Source organism: Micromonospora sp. WMMA1996, from assembly GCF_002573675.1.
GTDB lineage: Bacteria > Actinomycetota > Actinomycetes > Mycobacteriales > Micromonosporaceae > Micromonospora > Micromonospora sediminicola.
Window position 1 is genome coordinate 1 of sequence record NZ_PDHU01000009.1, and the last position, 18,409, is coordinate 18,409.

Sequence of the window (18,409 nt, forward strand, 5' to 3'; positions counted from 1 at the left end):
CCCAGAGCAGCGCCAGCAGCGGGGTGAGCCCGACACCGCAGGCCAGCAGCGTGATCCCGCCGCCCCGCCAGTGCTGTCCGGTGAGCCGCCCGTACGGCCCCTCGACCAGCACCCGGGTGCCGGGGCGCAGGGCGGCCACCCGGGCGCTGCCGTCGCCCAGGTCCTTGACCGTGATCCGGAGCAGGTCCCCCCGCGGCGGCGCGGACAGCGAGTACGGGTGGGCGCGGGACCAGCCGGGACCGTCCAGGAACCGCCAGAGCAGGAACTGGCCGGCCCGTACCGGCAGCCGGTGCAGGTCCCGCCCGCGCAGCCAGACCGAGGTGACCCCGGGTGCCTCGGCGACCACCGCGGCCACCTCGATCCGGTGGCGCAGCGAGCGCCATGCGGGCAGGCCGAGCCGCCAGATCAGCACGCTGGCCAGCGCCAGCAGGTAGACCGTCCACCAGTAGGCGCGGGCGAGCGGCGAGGCGAGGAAGTCGGCGCCGGTCCAGAGCTGGTGCGGCAGCGCCAGCGCGACGCCCAGGTAGGCGTAGAGGTGCAGCAGGTGCCAGGACTCGTAACGCAGCCGCCGCCGGGCCGCGCGGACCGAGGTCACCACCACCAGCGCCAGCAGCGCCAGCGCCGCGGTGGCCAGCAGCATCCCGGGGTACGTGACGACGAGGTCCCAGGTCTCGGCGAGCACCCCCCGGCGGGCGGTGCCGGCGTATCCGAGCACGGTCAGCAGCACGTGCGTCAGCAGCAGGTGGAACGAGGCGAATCCGGCGAGCCGGTGCCAGCGGGCGATCCGGTCCTGGCCGAAGCGGCGTTCCAGCAGCGGCACCCGGGCCATCAGCACCACCTGGACCAGCATCAGGTCGGCGCTGACCAGGCCGGCGAGCCGGCCGAGCGAGGTGAGCCCGGTGGCGGCGCCGGCCAGCAGCTCCTGCACGCCACGGTCGGCGGTCCAGAGGGCGGTGACGACGAGCAGGCTGAGCGCCGCGAGGGCGCCGGCGACGTCGGCCCACCAGGCGGGGGCGGTCGGCGGCGGGCGGCGCGGGGCCCGCCGGCCGGCCACGGCGGCGGTCACCGGAGGGTCTTCTCGGTACGGCTGACGCTCATGGGGTAAACCCTGGGCCGGCGAGTTCCGGTTCTCCTTTGCCGCTGCTGTGCCCCGGCTGGGAATCCGACGGGGTGCCGGCGTGTCCCCGGCGCGTCACACGTTGCGTTTTCGTCGGTGGGGAGGTGTACTGTCAGGGTAGTTAGAACGAGTGTTCGATTCCGACCCCCGGGTCGGACACCTCGTTCCACGGCTCCGGAGACGGTGTTTCGCGGCACCGGCCTCCGGAAGGTGCGGCTCCGCGGGCCGCACCGGGCCTCGGACAGTCGCGAGTCCGGGCCCGACAGGCAGGTCGTCGCCCGCCGCCCACGACCCCGGGCGGCGGGCGACGGACCCGCCGGTACGCCGGCCGGGTGTGGGTGTGGGGAAGCGTCCACACCCGGCCGGCCGCCACCTGAGGTGCGTCTTCCTCCGCACCGACCGCTCCGGGCGACCGGGCGACGGCTCCTCGTCGCGCGACCGCCCGCCCCGGCCACACGCGGAGGAGAGACCCATGCCGACCAGTCCGGCCCAGGCGCCCACGGTGCCCGCGCACGTGTTGCCGCACCGCACCCCCGCCCAGTTGCTCGTGGTGGCGCGCGAAGGGCTGGCCGAGGCCGCCCGCACCCGCCCCGACGGCCTCCGCTACGCCGCCGCCCACCTCGCGGCGCTGCGCGCCGCCGCCGCCGTGCTCGCCGCCCGGGCCCGCCCCGCGCCCACCCGGCGCAACCGGATCACCAGCGTCTGGGTGCTGCTCGCCACCGTCGCCCCCGAGCTGGACGAGTGGGCCGCCTACTTCGCCGCCGGCGCGAGCAAGCGGGCCGCCGCCGAGGCGGGCATCCCCCGCGTGGTCACCGGCCGGGAGGCCGACGACCTGCTCCGTTCCGCCGAGCAGTTCGTCACCGTGGTGGAGACCGCACTCGGGCTGGCCCACCAACCGACGCTCGACGGCCTGCACCGGCCCCTGCGGCTCGGCGGTTCCGACGCCCCGGCGCGATCCGGGGCGGCCGCCGCCTGACGTGGCGCCCGGCCGCCATCGGCGGGACCCCGGGCGGCCGGGCGCCGCTCCCACGGCACACGCGTGCCGCGCAGCACACGATCCACAGCACCATCCGCGGGCGGAGCCCGTGGCGAAACACGACGGGGGGTTGGTCCGATGGCGGGCCGCATGGTGGTCGGTTCCGCCGCCCTGGCCGAGCTGGTCCGGCCGGCGAGCGCGCCCGACCCGGCCGGCGGCCACCGGGTGCTCCCCGTCCGGGCCGAGTTGACCGGGCTGCTGCCCAACCGGGGCCTGCGTCGTGGCAGCACCGTCGCGATCGGCGCCGGCCAGCCCCGGCACAGCGGCGCCACCTCGCTGATCCTCGCCCTGCTCGCCGAGGCGTCCCGGGCCGGCTCGTGGTGCGCCGTGGTCGGCGTACCCACCTTCGGGGCCGGTGCGGCGGCCGAGGCCGGGATCGCCCTGGACCGGCTCGCGCTGGTGCCGCACCCCGGCCCGGAGTGGCCCACCGTCGTCGCCGCGCTCATCGACGGGGTCGACGTGGTGGTCACCGCCGTGCCGACCACGGTCGCCGCCTCGGTCGCCACCCGGTTGGCCGCCCGGGCCCGGCAGCGCGGCAGCGTCCTGGTGCCGTACGGGCGGTGGGACGGCGCGGACGTGACGCTCCAGGTGGTCCGTGGGGTCTGGCAGGGGCTCGGGCCCGGCCGGGGGCGGCTGCGCCGCCGCGAGGTGACCGTCTCGGCCCGCGGCCGGGGAGCGGCCGCCCGGCCCAAGGAGATCAAGGTGTGGCTGCCCGGCGACGAGCTGACCCGGGTGATCCCCCGCGCGTCCGGGGCCGGCGTCCCGTCCGTCACCGCCCCGGCCCGTCGGCTGCGCGTGGTGGCCCCCGCGGTGGGCCGGTGAGCACCGCCCCGCCGCGGGCCCTGCTGCTCTGGTGCCCGGATTGGCCCGTCCTCGCCGCCGAGATCGTCGACGGCGTGCCGGCCACCGACCCGGTCGTGGTGCTGCACGCCAACCGGGTGGTCGCCTGCTCCGAGCGGGCCCGGGCCGAGGGGATCCGGCGCGGGCTGCGCCGGCGGGAGGCCCAGGGGCGCTGCCCGCAGCTCACCGTGGTCGACCACGACCCCGGCCGGGACGCGCGGGCGTTCGAACCGGTGGTGGCCGCCGTCGAGGAGGTGGTCGCCGGGGTCGAGGTGATCCGCCCCGGCGCGTGTGTCACGGCCGCCCGAGGGCCGAGCCGCTACCTCGGCGGCGAGGAGGCGGCGGCCGAGCGGATCGTCGAGCACGTCGCCCAGAGCTGTGCGGTGGAGAGCCAGGTCGGCATCGCCGACGGGGTCTTCGCGGCCGGGCTGGCCGCCCGGGAGGGGCGCATCCTGCCCCCCGGCGGCACCCCGGAGTTCCTGGCCGGCCGGCCGGTCGAGGCGCTGGGTCGGCCCGCCCTGGCCGACCTGCTGCGCCGGCTCGGCGTCCGTACCCTCGGCGACTTCGCGGCGCTGCCCGCGGGGGACGTGCTGGCCCGGTTCGGCTTCGACGGGGCGCTGGCGCACCGGCTCGCCGCCGGCCGGGACGACCGGCCGCTCGTGGTCCGGCAGCCGCCCGTCGACCTGACCGTCACCGCCGACCACGACGAGCCGATCGAGCGGGTCGACGCCGCCGCGTTCGCCGCCCGCACGCTGGCCGAGCGGCTGCACGAGCGGCTCGCCGCTTACGGCCTGGCCTGCACCCGGCTCGGCATCGAGGCGGTCACCGCGCACGGCCAGGAACTGCACCGGGTCTGGCGACACGACGGCCTGCTGACCGCCGCGGCCATCGCCGACCGGGTCCGGTGGCAGCTCGACGGCTGGCTCTCCGGCAGCAACGGCCGGGGCGGGGCCCGGCCGGCCCGCCCGACCGCCGGCATCATCCGGTTGCGGCTGGTGCCGGACGGCGTGCTCGCCCAGGCCGGCCTGCAACCCGGGCTGTGGGGGGAGACCGGCGCGGAGCGGGAGCGGGCGCACCGCGCACTGAGCCGGGTGCAGGGCATCCTCGGCCCCGAGGCGGTGGTCACCGCCGTCCTCGGTGGCGGGCGCTCCCCGGCCGAGCAGGTGCGTCTGGTGCCGTGGGGCGACGAACGGGCGCCCGCCCGCCCCGGCCCCCCGCCCCTGCCGACCCTTCCGTCGTCGGGCGTCGCGTCGTCGGCTCTTCCGTCGTCGGGCGTCGCGTCGTCGGCTCTTCCGTCGTCGGGCGTCGCGTCGTCGGGGGTCGCGTCGTCGGGCGTCGCCTCGTCGGCCCTTCCGTCGTCGGGTGTCGCGTCGTCGGCTCTTCCGTCGTCGGGCGTCGCGTCGTCGGGGGTCGGGGCGTCGGGTCCGGCCGCTGTTCCGGCCGTGCGGTCCGGTGCGGCTGCCGCGCCGGTCGCGTCCGGCGGTCCGGGCGCGGCGGCGAGGCGGGCCGGTGGCCGGGCCGGCCGGGGTCGGGCGGTGCCCGAGCCACCGTGGCCGGGGCGGATCCCGCCACCGTCACCGGCCGTGGTGCTGCCCACCCCGGTGTCGGCCGAGGTGCACGACGCGTCCGGCCAGCCGGTCGTGGTGAGCGCCCGACTGGCGGTCAGCGCGCCGCCGGCCCGGTTGACCGTGGGCACCGGCCGGCCGTCCGACATCTCCGGATGGGTCGGCCCGTGGCCGGTGGACGAGCGCTGGTGGGCGCCGGCCGAGGCGCGTCGTCGCGCCCGGTTCCAGGTCTGCCTGGCCGACGGCACCGCCCTGCTGCTCGCGGTCGAGGGCGGGCAGTGGCTGGTGGAGGCGATCTATGACTGAGCGGTGGGTCTCCGTCCCGAGCCGGGCTCCTGTCGGCGTGCGGTGCCCGGCCGGCCGAGCCGCCACACGATCTGATCGCCGGGCGGTCCCGGGCATCCCGCAGCACTCCCACCGGCTGTTTCCTTCCGCTCTCCGGGATACGCGTTCCAGCTGTCAGGAAGAAGGGAGATCTTGGAAGGAAAACGCCCCTCCAGGGGCCGTTTTCTACCAAGATCTCGGCCGGTTGGTGATCTCGGTGCTCGCCGAGCCAGGGGGCGCGGGATGAGCTTCCACAACCCGAAGATGCCCTGGTCGAAGCTGGAGCAGGTGCTCTCCGGGCGGGGCGGGGACGAGCCGGGCAGGGGCGAGCGGCACCTGCACGTGGTGGACCCGCTCGCGGTCGACGCCGACGGCGGCGACTCCCCGGCCTGGAGCCGCAAGCGCCAGGAATACCAACCGCCGGAGCTGGCCCGCCCGGACGGCGTCGTCCCCTACGCGGAGCTGCACGCGCACTCCAACTTCAGCTTCCTCGACGGGGCCAGCCACCCGGAGGAACTGGCCGAGGAGGCGGCCCGGCTGGGGCTCACCGCGCTCGCCGTCACCGACCACGACGGCTTCTACGGCGTGGTGCGCTTCGCCGAGGCGGCCCGCGCGCTGCGGCTGCCGACGATCTTCGGGGCGGAGCTGTCCCTCGGGCTGCCCGGCCCGCAGAACGGCGAACCCGACCCGCTCGGCCGGCACCTGCTGGTGCTCGCGCACGGCCACGAGGGGTACGCCCGCCTGGCCGCCACCATCTCCCGGGCCCAGCTGCGCGGCGGGGAGAAGGGCCGCCCGGTCTACGGCGAGCTGGAGGAGATCGCCGCCGAGCTGCGCGACCACGTGCTCGTGCTCACCGGCTGCCGCAAGGGGCACGTGCCGGCCGCGCTGCTCACCGAGGGCGTCGACGCGGCTGCCCGGGAACTGGACCGGCTCACCGCGCTGTTCGGCGCGGAGACGGTGGCGGTGGAGCTGACCGACCACGGCCACCCGGTCGACGCCGACCGCAACGACGCGCTCGCCGAGCTGGCCGCCGCGGCCGGGCTGCCCACCGTCGCCACCAACAACGTGCACTACGCCACCCCGGGCCGGCGGCGGCTGGCCACCACCGTGGCGGCGGTCCGGGCCCGGCGCAGCCTCGACGAGATCGACGGCTGGCTGCCCGCCGCGGCCACCGCCCACCTGCGCAGCGGCGCGGAGATGGCGGCGCGGTTCGCCGCGTACCCCGGTGCGGTGGCGCGGGCCGCGGAGTTCGGCGCGGAACTCGCCTTCGACCTGCACCTGGTCGCGCCGCAGCTGCCGGCGTACCCGGTGCCGGCCGGGCACACCGAGATGAGCTGGCTGCGCCGGCTGACCATGGACGGCGCCCGCGAGCGGTACGGCCCGTCCGAGGCGCACCCGGAGGCGTACGCGCAGCTGGAGCACGAGCTGCGGATGATCTCCGACCTCGGCTTCCCCGGCTACTTCCTGGTGGTCTACGACATCGTCGCGTTCTGCCGCGCGCAGGACATCTACTGCCAGGGCCGGGGGTCGGCGGCCAACTCGGCGGTCTGCTACGCGCTGCGCATCACCAACGTGGACGCGGTCCGGCACCGGCTGCTGTTCGAACGGTTCCTCGCCCCGGAACGCGACGGGCCACCCGACATCGACGTGGACATCGAGTCCGACCGGCGGGAGGAGGTGATCCAGCACGTCTACGCCCGCTACGGCCGGGAGCACACCGCGCAGGTCGCCAACGTCATCTCCTACCGGCCCCGGTCGGCGGTGCGGGACGTGGCCAAGGCGTTCGGTTTCTCGCCCGGGCAGCAGGACGCCTGGAGCAAGCAGATCGACAGGTGGGGTTCGGTCGCCGCGGTCGACGTCGCGGACATCCCGGAGCAGGTGGTCGCGTACGCCAACGAGTTGCAGACCTTCCCCCGGCACCTGGGCATCCACTCCGGCGGCATGGTGATCTGCGACCGGCCGGTGATCGAGGTCTGCCCGGTGGAGTGGGGCCGGATGCCCGGGCGCAGCGTGCTCCAGTGGGACAAGGACGACTGCGCGGCCGTCGGCCTGGTCAAGTTCGATCTGCTCGGGCTCGGCATGCTCTCCGCGCTGCACTACGGCTACGACATGATCGGGATGAGCCTGGACCTGGGCGACATGACGCTGGACGACCCCGAGGTCTACGACATGCTCTGCCGGGCCGACTCGGTCGGGGTGTTCCAGGTGGAGAGCCGGGCCCAGATGGCGACGCTGCCCCGGCTCAAGCCGCGCGAGTTCTACGACCTGGTGGTGGAGGTGGCGCTGATCCGTCCCGGCCCGATCCAGGGCGGCTCGGTGCACCCGTACATCCGGCGCAAGAACGGCCAGGAGCCGGTGACGTACGCGCACCCGCTGATGCGCAACGCGCTGGAGAAGACGCTCGGCGTGCCGCTGTTCCAGGAGCAGCTCATGCAGCTCGCCATCGACCTGGCCGGGTTCGACGCGGCCGGTGCCGACCAGCTGCGCCGGGCCATGGGGGCGAAACGCTCGGTGGAGCGGATGGCGCAGATCGCCGACCGGCTCTACGCCGGGATGGCCGAGCGGGGCATCACCGGCGAGCTGGCCGACGACGTCTACCGCAAGCTCACCGCGTTCGCCAGCTACGGCTTCCCGGAGAGCCACGCGATGAGCTTCGCCTACCTGGTCTACGCCAGCTCGTGGCTCAAGCGCTACCACCCGGGCCCGTTCCTGGCCGCGCTGCTCAACGCCCAGCCGATGGGCTTCTACTCGCCGCAGACGCTCACCGACGACGCCCGCCGGCACGGCGTGGAGGTGCGCCGGCCGGACATCAACGCCAGCGGCGCCAAGGCGGTGCTGGAGTCCACGCCGGAGACCCGGTGGGGCAGCGTGCCGGGCGAGCCGCCGCACGCCTGGGGGCTGGGCGGCCCGGCGGTCCGGCTCGGGCTGGGCAGCGTCCGTACCCTCGGCGACGACGTGGCCGAGCGGATCGAGGCGGAGCGGGCGGCGCACGGGCCGTACCGGGACATGCCGGACCTGGCCCGCCGCGTCGGTCTCACCGCCGCGCAGCTGGAGGCGCTGGCCACCGCGGACGCCTTCGCCTGTTTCGGGCTGACCCGGCGGCAGGCCCTCTGGGCCGCCGGCGCGGCGGCCCAGGACCGGCCCGGTCGGCTGCCCGGCACGGTGACCGGCGCGGACCCGCCCACGCTGCCCGGCATGGCGGACGTGGACCGGCTGGTCGCCGACGTGTGGGCCACCGGCCTGTCCCCGGAGAGCCACCCGGCCCGGTTCGTCCGGGACCGGCTCGACGCGCTGGGCGCGGTGCCGATCGCCCGGCTCGGTCAGGTGCCGCCCGGGCAGCGGATCCGGGTCGGCGGGATCGTCACCCACCGGCAGCGGCCGGCGACCGCCGGCGGGGTCACGTTCCTCAACCTGGAGGACGAGACCGGCATGCTCAACGTCACGTGTTCGCCGGGGCTCTGGCAGCGCTACCGTCGAATCGCCCGCACCAGCGGCGCGCTGGTGGTGCGGGGCCGGTTGCAGCGGCACGAGGGCGTCACGAACCTCACCGCGGACCGGCTGGACGCGATCGAGCCGCCCGTCACGCCGGCGTCCCGGGATTTCCGCTGAGTGGAGTGATCCACATTACGGTTTCCCGGAGCCCGAGGCGGGAGACTCCCGGACACGGGTTGGGCAGAGTGGCCCACCCGGGTATGGGGGATGAACCAGATGACCTTTCACAGCACGTACCCCGGTGGCGTGGCCAACGCCCGACGGACCCGCCTCGGCACCGGATGGGCGCCCACCCACGAGGTCGAGCCGCGGGAATACCAGGTGACCGAGGGTCCGGTGGCCAACGCCCAGCGCTCCCGCGCCGAGGAGGACCCGGCCGGCGGCGGCGAGTCCTGACCCGCGGGCGGGGGGTGACCGGCCGCGACGGCCGTGGCTGGCCTTGATGGCCACGGCCGCACGGCCCTCACTGCGTTCGGTGCGTTTGGCCATGGCTAGGCTCGGCGACGTGGAGCAGACCCGAACCCTCACCCCCCGCACCGCCGTGATCTGGGCCGTGCTCCGGGCCGAGCTGGACCGGCGGGCCGGCGAGCGGCTCTCGGTGCTCGACGTCGGCGGCGGGACCGGCGGCTTCGCCGTCCCCCTGGCCGAGGCCGGGCACCGGGTCACCGTGGTCGACGCCAGCCCCGACGCGCTCGCCGCGCTGACCCGCCGGGCCGCCGAGGCCGGGGTCGCCGACCGGGTACGCGCGCGGCAGGGGGACGCGGACGCGCTCGCCGGGGTGGTCGAGCCCGCCTCCGTGGACCTGGTGCTCTGCCACTCCGTCCTCGAGGTGGTCGACGACCCGGAACCGGTGACGACGGCGCTGGTCGCCGCGCTCCGACCGGGCGGAGCTGCCAGCGTACTGGTCGCCGGGCGGGCCGCCGCCGTCCTCGGCCGGGCGATGAACGGGCAGCTGGACAGCGCCGCCGCGCTCGCCGCCGACCCGCAGGGCACCGCCGGCGGTCGGGACAGCCTGCGCCGCCGCTACGACGCCGACGGCGCGGCCGCGCTGCTCACCGCCGCCGGGCTCGTCGTCGAGGAGATCCACGGCGTACGCGTCCTCGCCGACCTGCTGCCGGCCGCCGTGGCGGACGGTCAGCCGGCCGCCCTGGTGGAGTTGGAACGGTCCCTGGCCGGTCGGTCGCCGTACCGGGACCTGGCCGCCCAGCTGCACGTCTTCGCCCGCCGCCCGGCATGACCGGCCCTCTCGACCGGGTCGCGCCCCGCTACGGCGGCGGCAGCCTGGTCGACGTGCTGCCCAGTGCGCTCACGCTGCTCGGCGTGCCCGGCGCGGTCGACCTGCTCGACCTGACGCCCCGGCTCGCCGGGGTACGCCGCATCGCCGTGCTGCTGGTCGACGGGCTGGGCTGGCACCAGATCCCCACCGCCGCCCCGTACGCGCCCACGCTGGCCGGACTGGCCGCCACCACCGGCGTGCCGCTCACCTCCGGTTTCCCCTCCACCACCCCGACCAGCCTGGTCAGCCTCGGCACCGGCACCCCGTCCGGCGCGCACGGGGTGCTCGGCTTCACCGTCCGGGTACCGGGCACGGACCGGGTGCTCACCCACGTCGACTGGTCCGCCGACCCCGATCCGGCCCGCTGGCAGCCGGTCCCCACCTGGTACGAGCGGGCCCGGGCCGCCGGGGTGGCGGTCACCGTGGTCAGCCGACCCGAGTTCGCCGGCAGCGGCCTCACCCTGGCCGCGAACCGGGGCGGCGACTACCGGGGCGCGACCGGGGTCGACGCGCTCGCCGCGCGGATGCTGACCGCGCTGGCCGCCGGCGCCGGGCCCACCCTGGTCTCCGGCTACCACCCCGACCTGGACCGGCACGGGCACCTGAGCGGCATCGACTCCGCGCCGTGGCGGACGGCGGCGGCCGAGGTGGACGCGCTGCTGGCCCGCCTGGTGGACGGGTTGCCGCCGGATGCCGCGCTGCTGGTCACCGCCGACCACGGCCAGCTCGACATTCCCGCCGGGCACCGGATCGACCTGGACACCGACCCCCGGCTGCGGGCCGGGGTGCGGGTGGTCGCCGGCGAGCCCCGGGTCCGCTACCTGCACGTCGAGCCGGGCGCCGAGGCGGACGTGGTGGCCACCTGGACCGGGGTGCTGGGCGGGGCGGCCGACGTGCTGACCCGGGCGGAGGCGGTGGCCACCGGCTGGTTCGGGCCGGTGCCCGAGGCGCACCTGGGCCGGATCGGCGACGTGGTGGTGGTCTGCCGGGACACGTACGCGGTGGTCGCCACCCGCTCCGAGCCTCCGGTGGTGTCGCGGCTGGTGGCGTACCACGGCGCGGACACCGCCGCGGAGATGACCGTCCCGCTGCTGGTGGTCCGGGGCTGACCGGCGACCCTGTCGGACCGGCGGGTTAGCCTGCGGGGCATGGGCCGCAGCCAGTCGTTGCCCCGGGGCGGGGATCCGCGCTTCGGGCCGGACGCCGACGACACCGGCTGCGCGATCCTGCACGTCGACATGGACGCGTTCTTCGCCTCGGTGGAGGTGCGCCGGAGCCCCGAGCTGCGTGGCCGGCCGGTGGTGGTGGGTGGCGTCGGCCCGCGCGGGGTGGTCAGCTCCGCCAGCTACGAGGCCCGCCGCTACGGCGTCCGCAGCGCCATGCCCACCGCCCGGGCCCGGGCGCTCTGCCCGCACGCGGTCTACCTGCCGCCCGATTTCACCGCCTACTCGACGGCGTCCCGCGCCGTGATGCGGATCTTCCGCGACGTCACGCCGCTGGTCGAGCCGCTCTCGCTGGACGAGGCGTTCCTCGACGTGACCGGCGCCCGGCGGCTGTTCGGTCCGCCGGCCGCCATCGCCGGCCTGATCCGTCGCCGGGTCGCCGAGGAGCAGCACCTGACCTGCTCGGTCGGCGTGGCGTCGAGCAAGTTCGTGGCCAAGCTCGGCTCCACCCGGGCCAAGCCGGACGGGCTGCTCGTGGTGCCCGCCGCCCAGGTGCTGGAGTTCCTGCACCCGCTGCCGGTGTCCGCGCTGTGGGGCGTGGGGGAGCGCTCGGCCGAGGCACTGCACCGGCTCGGCCTGCGCACCGTGCGCGACCTGGCCGAGGCGCCGGCCGGTCTGCTGCGTCGGGCGGTGGGTGAGGCGTCCGCCGCCCACCTGCACGAGCTGGCCTGGGGGCGGGACCCGCGCCGGGTCTCCCCGGAGCAGGTGGAGAAGTCGATCGGCGCCGAGGTCACGTTCGACACCGACGTCACCGACCCGACGGAGATCCGGCGATCCCTGCTCGCCCTCGCCGACAAGGCCGGCGCCCGGCTGCGCGCGGCCGGCCAGGTGGGCCGCACGGTGTCGCTGAAGGTCCGGTTCGCCGACTTCCGCACGATCAGCCGCTCCCGCACCCTCGCCGTGCCCACCGACACCGCGCGGGAGATGTTCGACACGGCCTGGGCGCTCTGGGGCGCCCTCGCCCCGGGTGAACCGGTCCGACTGGTCGGTGTCCGGATGGAGGGGCTCGCCCCGGCCGAGGAGACGCCGCAGCAGCTCACGCTGGGCGCGCCCGAGCGGGGCTGGCGGGAGGCGGAGGCGGCGGCCGACGCGGCGGCCGCCCGATTCGGGCGGTCCGTCATAGGTCCGGCCAGTCTTCTCGGCAGGCGGGATCCACGACGAGTCGAAAAACCGACCCGGCCGTAGGTCGTCCCGCTTTCCGACGCGCGAGGGCCCTCGTAGACTTGCGGGTAAGCAGCCGGTTGGCTGCCACGGTCTGTCGGCCCGCCCGGGCCGACCAACGTGACCGGGGAGGAGTGCCGTGCCGCTCTCGGAGCACGAGCAGCGGCTGTTCGAGCAGATCGAGCGGTCGCTTGCCGAGGACCCCAAGTTCGCCTCGGCCGTGCGCGCCAGCGACCCGCGTTTCCACGCGCGGCGTCGCGTGCTCGTCGCTGCCGGCGTGGTCGTCGCTGGTCTGGCCCTGTTGATCTACGGTGCCGTGATCAAGATTCCCGCGGTGGCCGTGGCGGGTTTCGTCGTCATGCTGGCCTCGTTGATCTTCGCGGCGCAGTCGCACCGCAGATCCCAGTCACCCGACCTGCACGTGGTGGGTGGCACGACGAGCCGGCGTCGTCCCCGTGGCCGCAGCGCCGGTCGCCGGGGCTCCTTCCTCGACCGGATGGAGGACCGCTGGCGGCAGCGCCCGGAGGGCCACCGCTGACCACGCCCCGCCCCTGAACCGGGGCGGGCCGCAGCGCCGACTCGTCGACCCGTCGACGAGCGCGCTCCCCTCGCCATGGCCGCGATCCGGGCCGCGCCCGCGCCTGCTTGCCGGCAGGCGCCGTGGCCGCTTCAGTTCTGGCACCGCGACTGCTGGCACCGCGGTTGCTCGCGCCGTGCTTGTCCGCGCCGCGCTCGCACTGCCGCGCCGCGCTCGCACTGCCGCGTCGTGCCCGCCGGTCCTCCTCGGGGCCGACCCCGCACCCCTGATCGCCGCGCCGATCTTCCCCGCTGTGTCCGTCACTGTCAGTCCAACCGGTTGACCGTCGCTGCCGGCCCATCCGGTACGTGCTCCACGTCCCTTCAGCCCTCGCCGTCCCCGTGACCGCGCCCCGCAGCCTCGCTCGCGAGATCGATCTTCCACCTCGCGAGAATCACGCCGATCTTGGTACGGGAGCGCCCCTCCAGGGGCCGTTTCGTACCAAGATCGTGCGGCGGTGCGGCGGTGCGGCGGTGCGGCGGTGCGGCGGTGCGGCGTGCGGCGGTGGCGATCAAGGAGTTTGTGCCGGGGGAAGGGGTGTGCGCCGACGCAAACTCCTTGGTCAACCGGGGTGCGGCGGGGCGGGGTGCGGTGAGGAGGGCGCGTGGTGAGGCGGGCTGATGGGTGCGGCCCGCCGGCGGGGGAGCGCCGGCGGGCCGGGTGGGGTAGCGGGTCGGGGTGGGTCAGCGGGTCGGGGTGGTTCAGCGGGCCGGGCGGCCCGCCAACAGGCGGCGCGGGCTCCAGCGCAGCATCCGCTGCCGCGCCCGCCCGGTCGTGGTCACCATTCGGGCCGACCGCTCGGCCGCGGCGGTCCGCCACCGCGCCAACACCGACGGCGGCAGCAACGCGGCCAGCAGCCTCGTCCGCCGGTCCGCGCGGGCCGCCAGGGCCCCCCGGACGCTGCGCAGCGCCGGGTGCAGCTCGGCGCCGCCGAGCGGGTCCCGGGCGTAGCGCGCCCGCTCCTCGGCCCGGCCCAGCAGCCGTACCCCGGTCGCCGCGCCGGCGTCCTCGGCCAGCGCCTCCCGGCTCAACCGCTCGGCGGTCGCCCGCGGAGTCTCCGTACGGTCCACCCGGACGTGGAAGTCGACGAGCGTGTCCAGCAGTTCGTCCCACGCGGCGTGCGCGTCGGCGCGGACCGCGTCGGCGTCCGCCCCGACCACGATCTCGCGCGGGCCGCCCCGCTGCCCGGGCACGGTCACCGCGGTGGCCGTCGGGGCGGCTGTCCGGACCCGCCGTCGGCGCAGCGTGGAGCGGCGCAGGGCCGGCACGGCGAGCAGGGCCAGCAGGGCGAGCGCCCCGGCCAGCCACCACGGCCAGACCGGGTTCTGCTGGGCCCGCCCACCGTCGCCGAGCGCCAGGCCCTGGTCGATGTCCCGCTCCTCCCGCTCCGGCTGCTGCGGCCCGGCCGACGGGTCGGTGGCACCCGGCGCGGCGGTGGTGCCGGCCGAGGGGGAGATCTCCTCCGGGGCGTCGGTGTCCGGCGCCCAGGACGAGCGGACCGAGCCGGTGACGGCGGCGGCCGGCGTGGCGTCGAACGGCACCCAGCCGATCCCACCGAAGTAGACCTCGGTCCAGGCGTGCAGGTTGCGGTTGGTCAGGACGTAGGTGCCGCCGTCGGCCCGGCCGCCGTTGGTGAACCCGACCGCGACCCGGGCCGGTACGCCGGCCGCCCGGACCAGCCAGGCCATGGCCGCGGCGTACTGCTGGCAGTAGCCGACCTTGGTGGCCAGGAAGTCGGTGATGTCCTCCCCGCTGCTGCCGTTGCGGGTCGACAGGGAGTAGGAGAAGCCGTTCTCCACGGAGAAGTACTCGTAGATCGCCCGAACCTTGTCGTAGTCGTTCTGCCGGCCGCTGACCAGCTTCCGGACCAGGTCCTCGACGGCGGCGACCGACGGCCGGGAGGTCTGCTGCCGCATCACCGCGCTCTCCGCCGGCGGGGTCGGCGCGGCGCGCAGCGCCGACGGGCTGAACGTCGACCGGACGTACTCGAAGGAGTAGCGCTTGCCGCGGGCGTTCTCCCGGTTGGAGAAGACGATCTGCTGGTTCGGGTCGTAGAGCCAGTTGCCACTCAGGTCGTCGGTGTCGACCGGCTCGGCGTAGACCGGCATGAGCGGCATGTTCAGGCTCTTCGTCACCTCGACGGTGGCCCGGTAGCGCCGCTGCTCGACCCCGCGGGGAGCGCGGTCGCCCGGGTCGGGCAGGGCGCGGGTGACCGGCCCGCCCGACGGCACCCGGGCCTGGAAGCCGCTCGGTCGCAACTCGTCCACCACGCCCAGACGCAGGTAGAACGGGCTCGGCTCGTTGGTGCTGACCTTGACCAGCTCGACCTCCTCGCTCTGGTTGAGCTGGCCGCTGAGCGCGGCGAACAGGTCGATCCGGCCGGGACCGCCACCCTGCCCGGGGCGCCCGGTGCCGTCGCCCGGGCCGGCGCCGACGTTGTTCATCAGCCCGCCGGTCATCCCGGGCACGGCCAGGGGCAGCGCGACCGCCACGGCCACACCGACCACCGCGAGCCGTCGGCCGGCCGCCGCCAGCGGCGAGGCCTCCCAGACGTCGACGTCGCGCCCCTCGCCGGTGAACCGGCGACCGAACCGGCGGACCCGGTCGACGTTGTCGGTGACCAGCAGCCACAGGTAGCCGCAGGCGCCCACCACGAACGGGGTCGCGGGGACGCTGTCCAGGTAGACCGCGACCGGCACCGAGTAGATGGCCAGCATCGGCAGCCCGGCCAGCGCCGGGCGGCGCAGCCCGACCGCGAGCACGTCCACCACCACGGCCACCGCGCCGATGCCGAGCACGGCGAGGAAGAGCAGCGAGTCGACGTCGGGAACCTTGACGCCGTAGGTGCGCATGTCCTGCAGTGACGCCTGGAGCAGGTCACCGAAGTGGCCGAACGTGGCCGGGGTCGGCACGAACGCCAACGCCTCGGTGCCGCCCGGGAAGACCCAGGTCAGCCCCAGGGTCAGACCGGCCAGCATGGCCAGCAGCTGCCCCCACAGCGGAGCCCGGCCCAGCCGGCTCAGCGCCGCCGCGCCGGCCACCACGGCGACCACGATCGCGGCCTGGATCAACCAGGTCCAACGCTCGAAGATCGCCGACAGCGGGGCCGACGCCAGCAGGGTCGCCGCCGCGGCGACGAAGCCGATGTTGCGGTGCGGGGTCACAGGACCACCCTTCCGGTTATCGCATGCCTCCGGCGACCGTCTCGGCCAGCGCCGCCCGCAGGGCGAAGCCCTGGGAGCCACGGCCGGCCTGCGGCCACAGCACCGGAAGCCGGTTGCCGTGCTCCACGCCGATCACCCGCCAGCCGCTCTGCAGCAGGGCGAGCGCGGCGCTGCCGTGCGCCCGCTCCGCCTCGGCCCGCGCCTTCGCCGGCAGGTTCAGCCAGGTGTTGCTGTCGAGCAGGAACGCCACGCAGGTGGCGCCGTTGCCACGCAGCCCGGCCAGCAGCTCCGCCTCGGCGGCGCCGAGCGTGCCCAGCAGGGCGATGATCAGACCCCCGTCGGCCCGCTGCCGGACCTGCTGCACCAGCGTGGTGATCTCGCCCCGCCGGTCCAGGTGCACCTCGGCGAGGTGGTCGAGGAGCAGGCCCTCGCCGCCGGCCTCGGTGGCGCCGACGTCGACGCCGTTGCCGGTGACCAGGCGCAGCTTGTAGCCGGCCTGCCGCAGGTGCATGGTGATGCTGGCGGCCGCCGAGACCGCCCACTCGAAGCTGGCCGTCGGGCCCTCGCCGCGGTGGCCGGCGGCCCGGGTGTCCAGCACCACGGTCGCCCGACTCTCCCAGGGCTGCTCCTCGCGCCGCACCATCAGCTCGCCGGTGCGGGCGGTCGACTTCCAGTGCACCCGGCGCAGGTCGTCGCCCATCCGGTACTCCCGGGTGGCGGCGTCGTCCTCGCCGTGCACCGCCACCGAGCGGGCCCGGCTGTCGCCGCTGCCGGCGTACTCGCCGGGCAGCCGCACCGAGGGCAGCGCGGTGACCTGCGGGATCACGGTGAGGTGGTCGGTGCTGGGGAAGGACCGGGTCAGCTCGCACAGGCCGAACGGGTCGGTCAGCCGGATCACCAGCGGACCCACCTCGTAGCGGCCGCGCACGTCAGCGCGGACCGTGTACGCCACCGAGCTGGCCTGGTGCGCGCCGAGCCGCTCCAGCACCACCCGGGGCCGGCTGCCCAACGCGTAGGGCAGCCGGTCCTCCAGCAGCAGCGTGCCGGTGGGCAGCCGGGACAGGTTCTGCAGCCGCAGCACCACCCGGGAGCTGGCCCCGACCGGCGCCCGGTGCGGTTCGAGCGAGCGGTTGCAGGCCAGCTTGTAGCGGCTGCGCCCGACGTAGGCCGCCGCGAGCAGCGGCAGGACGGCGAGCAGCACGGCCACCCGGAGCAGATCCTTCTCGCCGAGGATGCCCGCGGAGATCGCGGCGGCGACCGCGGCCGCCAGGAAGGAGCGGCCGCGGGTGGTCAGCCCACGCAGCCCGTCGCGCACGTCACGGCCTCCGCGGCTCGTACGGCCCGCGGCCGTTGCCACCGCCGCCGGGCCGGGTGTCGTACGGGGAACGCTGCCGGTCGTGCGGCAACGGCAGGCGGTGCACCAGCTCGGCGACGATCGCGTCGGTGGTGCGCCGGGCCAGCTGCGCGTCCGCGGTCGGGATGATCCGGTGCGCCAGCACCGGCACCGCGAGCACCTGCAGGTCGTCCGGCAGGACGTAGTCGCGGCCCTCCAGGGCGGCCACCGCGCGGGCGGTGCGCAGCAGTTGCAGGGTGGCCCGCGGGGACGCGCCCAGGCGCAGGTCGGGCGCCTCGCGGGTGGCGGTGACCAGGTCGATCGCGTACTGCTTGACGGCGTCGGCGACGTGCACCTGCCGGACGTGGCCGATCAGCCGGCGCACGGTCGCCGCGTCGGAGACCGGGCGCAGCCCCTGCAACGGGTCGGTGGCGCCGTGCCCGTCGAGCATGGCCAGCTCGGCGCGCGGGTCCGGGTAGCCCATCGCGATCCGGGCGGTGAACCGGTCCCGCTGCGCCTCCGGCAGCGGGTAGGTCCCCTCCATCTCGATCGGGTTCTGCGTCGCGATCACCATGAACGGCGTCTGCAGCTGGTAGGTCACCCCGTCGACCGTGACCTGCCGCTCCTCCATGCACTCGAGCAGGGCCGACTGGGTCTTCGGGGAGGCCCGGTTGATCTCGTCGCCGACCACCAGGTTGGCGAAGACCGCGCCCGGGCGGAACTCGAAGTCGTGGGTCTCCTGGTTGTAGACGCTGACGCCGGTGACGTCGCTGGGCAGGAGGTCGGGGGTGAACTGGATCCGGCGGACCGAGCAGTCGATGGAACGGGCCATCGCCTTGGCGAGCTTGGTCTTGCCGACGCCGGGCACGTCCTCGATGAGCAGGTGGCCCTCGGCCAGCAGCACCGCCAGGGCGAGCCGGACGGTGGCCGTCTTGCCCTCGATGACCTGCTCGATGTTGGACACGACGGCCTCGCTGGCGGCACGGAACTCGTCGTGCGGCAGCAGACCGCCCACCTCGTCCCAGGTCTGTTGTGTCACGGGCCTCCTCCTCGTCGCCTGGACGGCAGCTCTGTATAGAGCACCTGGACCCGCCGTTGGGTTCGCGACGCCGAGCCTCGTTTGCCGCAGAAATCTCACTGGCCTCTCAGGCTAACCATGTTTGTCGTTATCGCCGACCCCCGCAGGTGGTCGGTCGGTTACGCCCCGAATATTCGCCGGACGGGGGACGGGGGTACACTGCCGGACATGGCCGGAGTCTTCCTGCTTCTTACCGAGCCGTGCTGATGCGCTGACGCGCGAC

The 18,409-nt window shown here is 75.7% G+C and carries 13 protein-coding genes; 9 read left to right on the forward strand and 4 right to left on the reverse strand.

Going from position 1 to position 18,409, the window contains the following annotated elements:
- Positions 1-1,066: ferric reductase-like transmembrane domain-containing protein (locus COO58_RS28630; RefSeq protein ID WP_255292808.1), on the reverse strand; the 1,066-nt coding region annotated here is incomplete at its 3' end.
- Between the two features lie 523 nt (positions 1,067-1,589).
- On the opposite strand from COO58_RS28630, the gene COO58_RS28635 reads away from it, so the two are divergent.
- From COO58_RS28635 to COO58_RS28675, 9 genes are all read left to right on the forward strand, one after another.
- Entirely contained in the window at positions 1,590-2,093 is a 504-nt protein-coding gene (locus COO58_RS28635) for an SAV_6107 family HEPN domain-containing protein (protein ID WP_098746667.1), read from the forward strand.
- 138 nt (positions 2,094-2,231) lie between these two features.
- Positions 2,232-2,975 carry a hypothetical protein gene (locus tag COO58_RS28640; RefSeq protein ID WP_098746664.1) on the forward strand — a complete coding sequence of 248 codons (744 nt, stop codon included), beginning with the start codon at positions 2,232-2,234 and terminating at the stop codon, positions 2,973-2,975.
- Positions 2,972-4,864: a DNA polymerase Y family protein gene (locus COO58_RS28645; protein WP_098748026.1), complete on the forward strand. Its 1,893-nt coding sequence runs from the start codon at positions 2,972-2,974 to the stop codon at positions 4,862-4,864. The genes COO58_RS28640 and COO58_RS28645 overlap by 4 nt, the downstream gene beginning before the upstream one ends.
- A gap of 261 nt (positions 4,865-5,125) precedes the next feature.
- Positions 5,126-8,491, forward strand: coding sequence for an error-prone DNA polymerase (locus tag COO58_RS28650; RefSeq protein ID WP_098748028.1), 3,366 nt, complete (start codon positions 5,126-5,128; stop codon positions 8,489-8,491).
- Between the two features lie 99 nt (positions 8,492-8,590).
- Positions 8,591-8,770: a hypothetical protein gene (locus tag COO58_RS28655; RefSeq protein ID WP_091573261.1), complete on the forward strand. Its 180-nt coding sequence runs from the start codon at positions 8,591-8,593 to the stop codon at positions 8,768-8,770.
- Positions 8,771-8,861: 91 nt separating this feature from the next.
- On the forward strand, positions 8,862-9,611 hold the full coding sequence (locus COO58_RS28660; protein WP_091573262.1) for a methyltransferase domain-containing protein: 750 nt from the start codon (positions 8,862-8,864) through the stop codon (positions 9,609-9,611).
- On the forward strand, positions 9,608-10,759 hold the full coding sequence (locus tag COO58_RS28665) for an alkaline phosphatase family protein (RefSeq protein ID WP_098748029.1): 1,152 nt from the start codon (positions 9,608-9,610) through the stop codon (positions 10,757-10,759). Before COO58_RS28660 ends, COO58_RS28665 begins: the two co-directional genes overlap by 4 nt.
- Positions 10,760-10,798: 39 nt before the next feature.
- Positions 10,799-12,058, forward strand: a complete 1,260-nt coding sequence (locus COO58_RS28670; RefSeq protein WP_098748031.1) for a DNA polymerase IV — start codon at positions 10,799-10,801, stop codon at positions 12,056-12,058.
- A 115-nt stretch (positions 12,059-12,173) separates the two neighbouring features.
- Positions 12,174-12,572, forward strand: a complete 399-nt coding sequence (locus COO58_RS28675) for a DUF3040 domain-containing protein (protein WP_091573265.1) — start codon at positions 12,174-12,176, stop codon at positions 12,570-12,572.
- Positions 12,573-13,312: 740 nt separating this feature from the next.
- Here COO58_RS28675 and COO58_RS28680 read toward each other — a convergent pair.
- Genes COO58_RS28680 through COO58_RS28690 form a run of 3 tightly spaced genes read right to left on the reverse strand, consistent with a single transcriptional unit; the run spans position 13,313 to position 18,147 of the window.
- Positions 13,313-15,775, reverse strand: coding sequence for a DUF3488 and transglutaminase-like domain-containing protein (locus COO58_RS28680; RefSeq protein ID WP_098748032.1), 2,463 nt, complete (start codon positions 15,773-15,775; stop codon positions 13,313-13,315).
- Between the two features lie 16 nt (positions 15,776-15,791).
- Positions 15,792-17,090 (reverse strand): DUF58 domain-containing protein, encoded by a 1,299-nt coding sequence (locus COO58_RS28685; RefSeq protein ID WP_098748034.1) that lies wholly within the window; start codon positions 17,088-17,090, stop codon positions 15,792-15,794.
- 1 nt (position 17,091) lies between these two features.
- Positions 17,092-18,147: a MoxR family ATPase gene (locus COO58_RS28690; protein ID WP_091573268.1), complete on the reverse strand. Its 1,056-nt coding sequence runs from the start codon at positions 18,145-18,147 to the stop codon at positions 17,092-17,094.
- Positions 18,148-18,409: the final 262 nt, after the last annotated feature.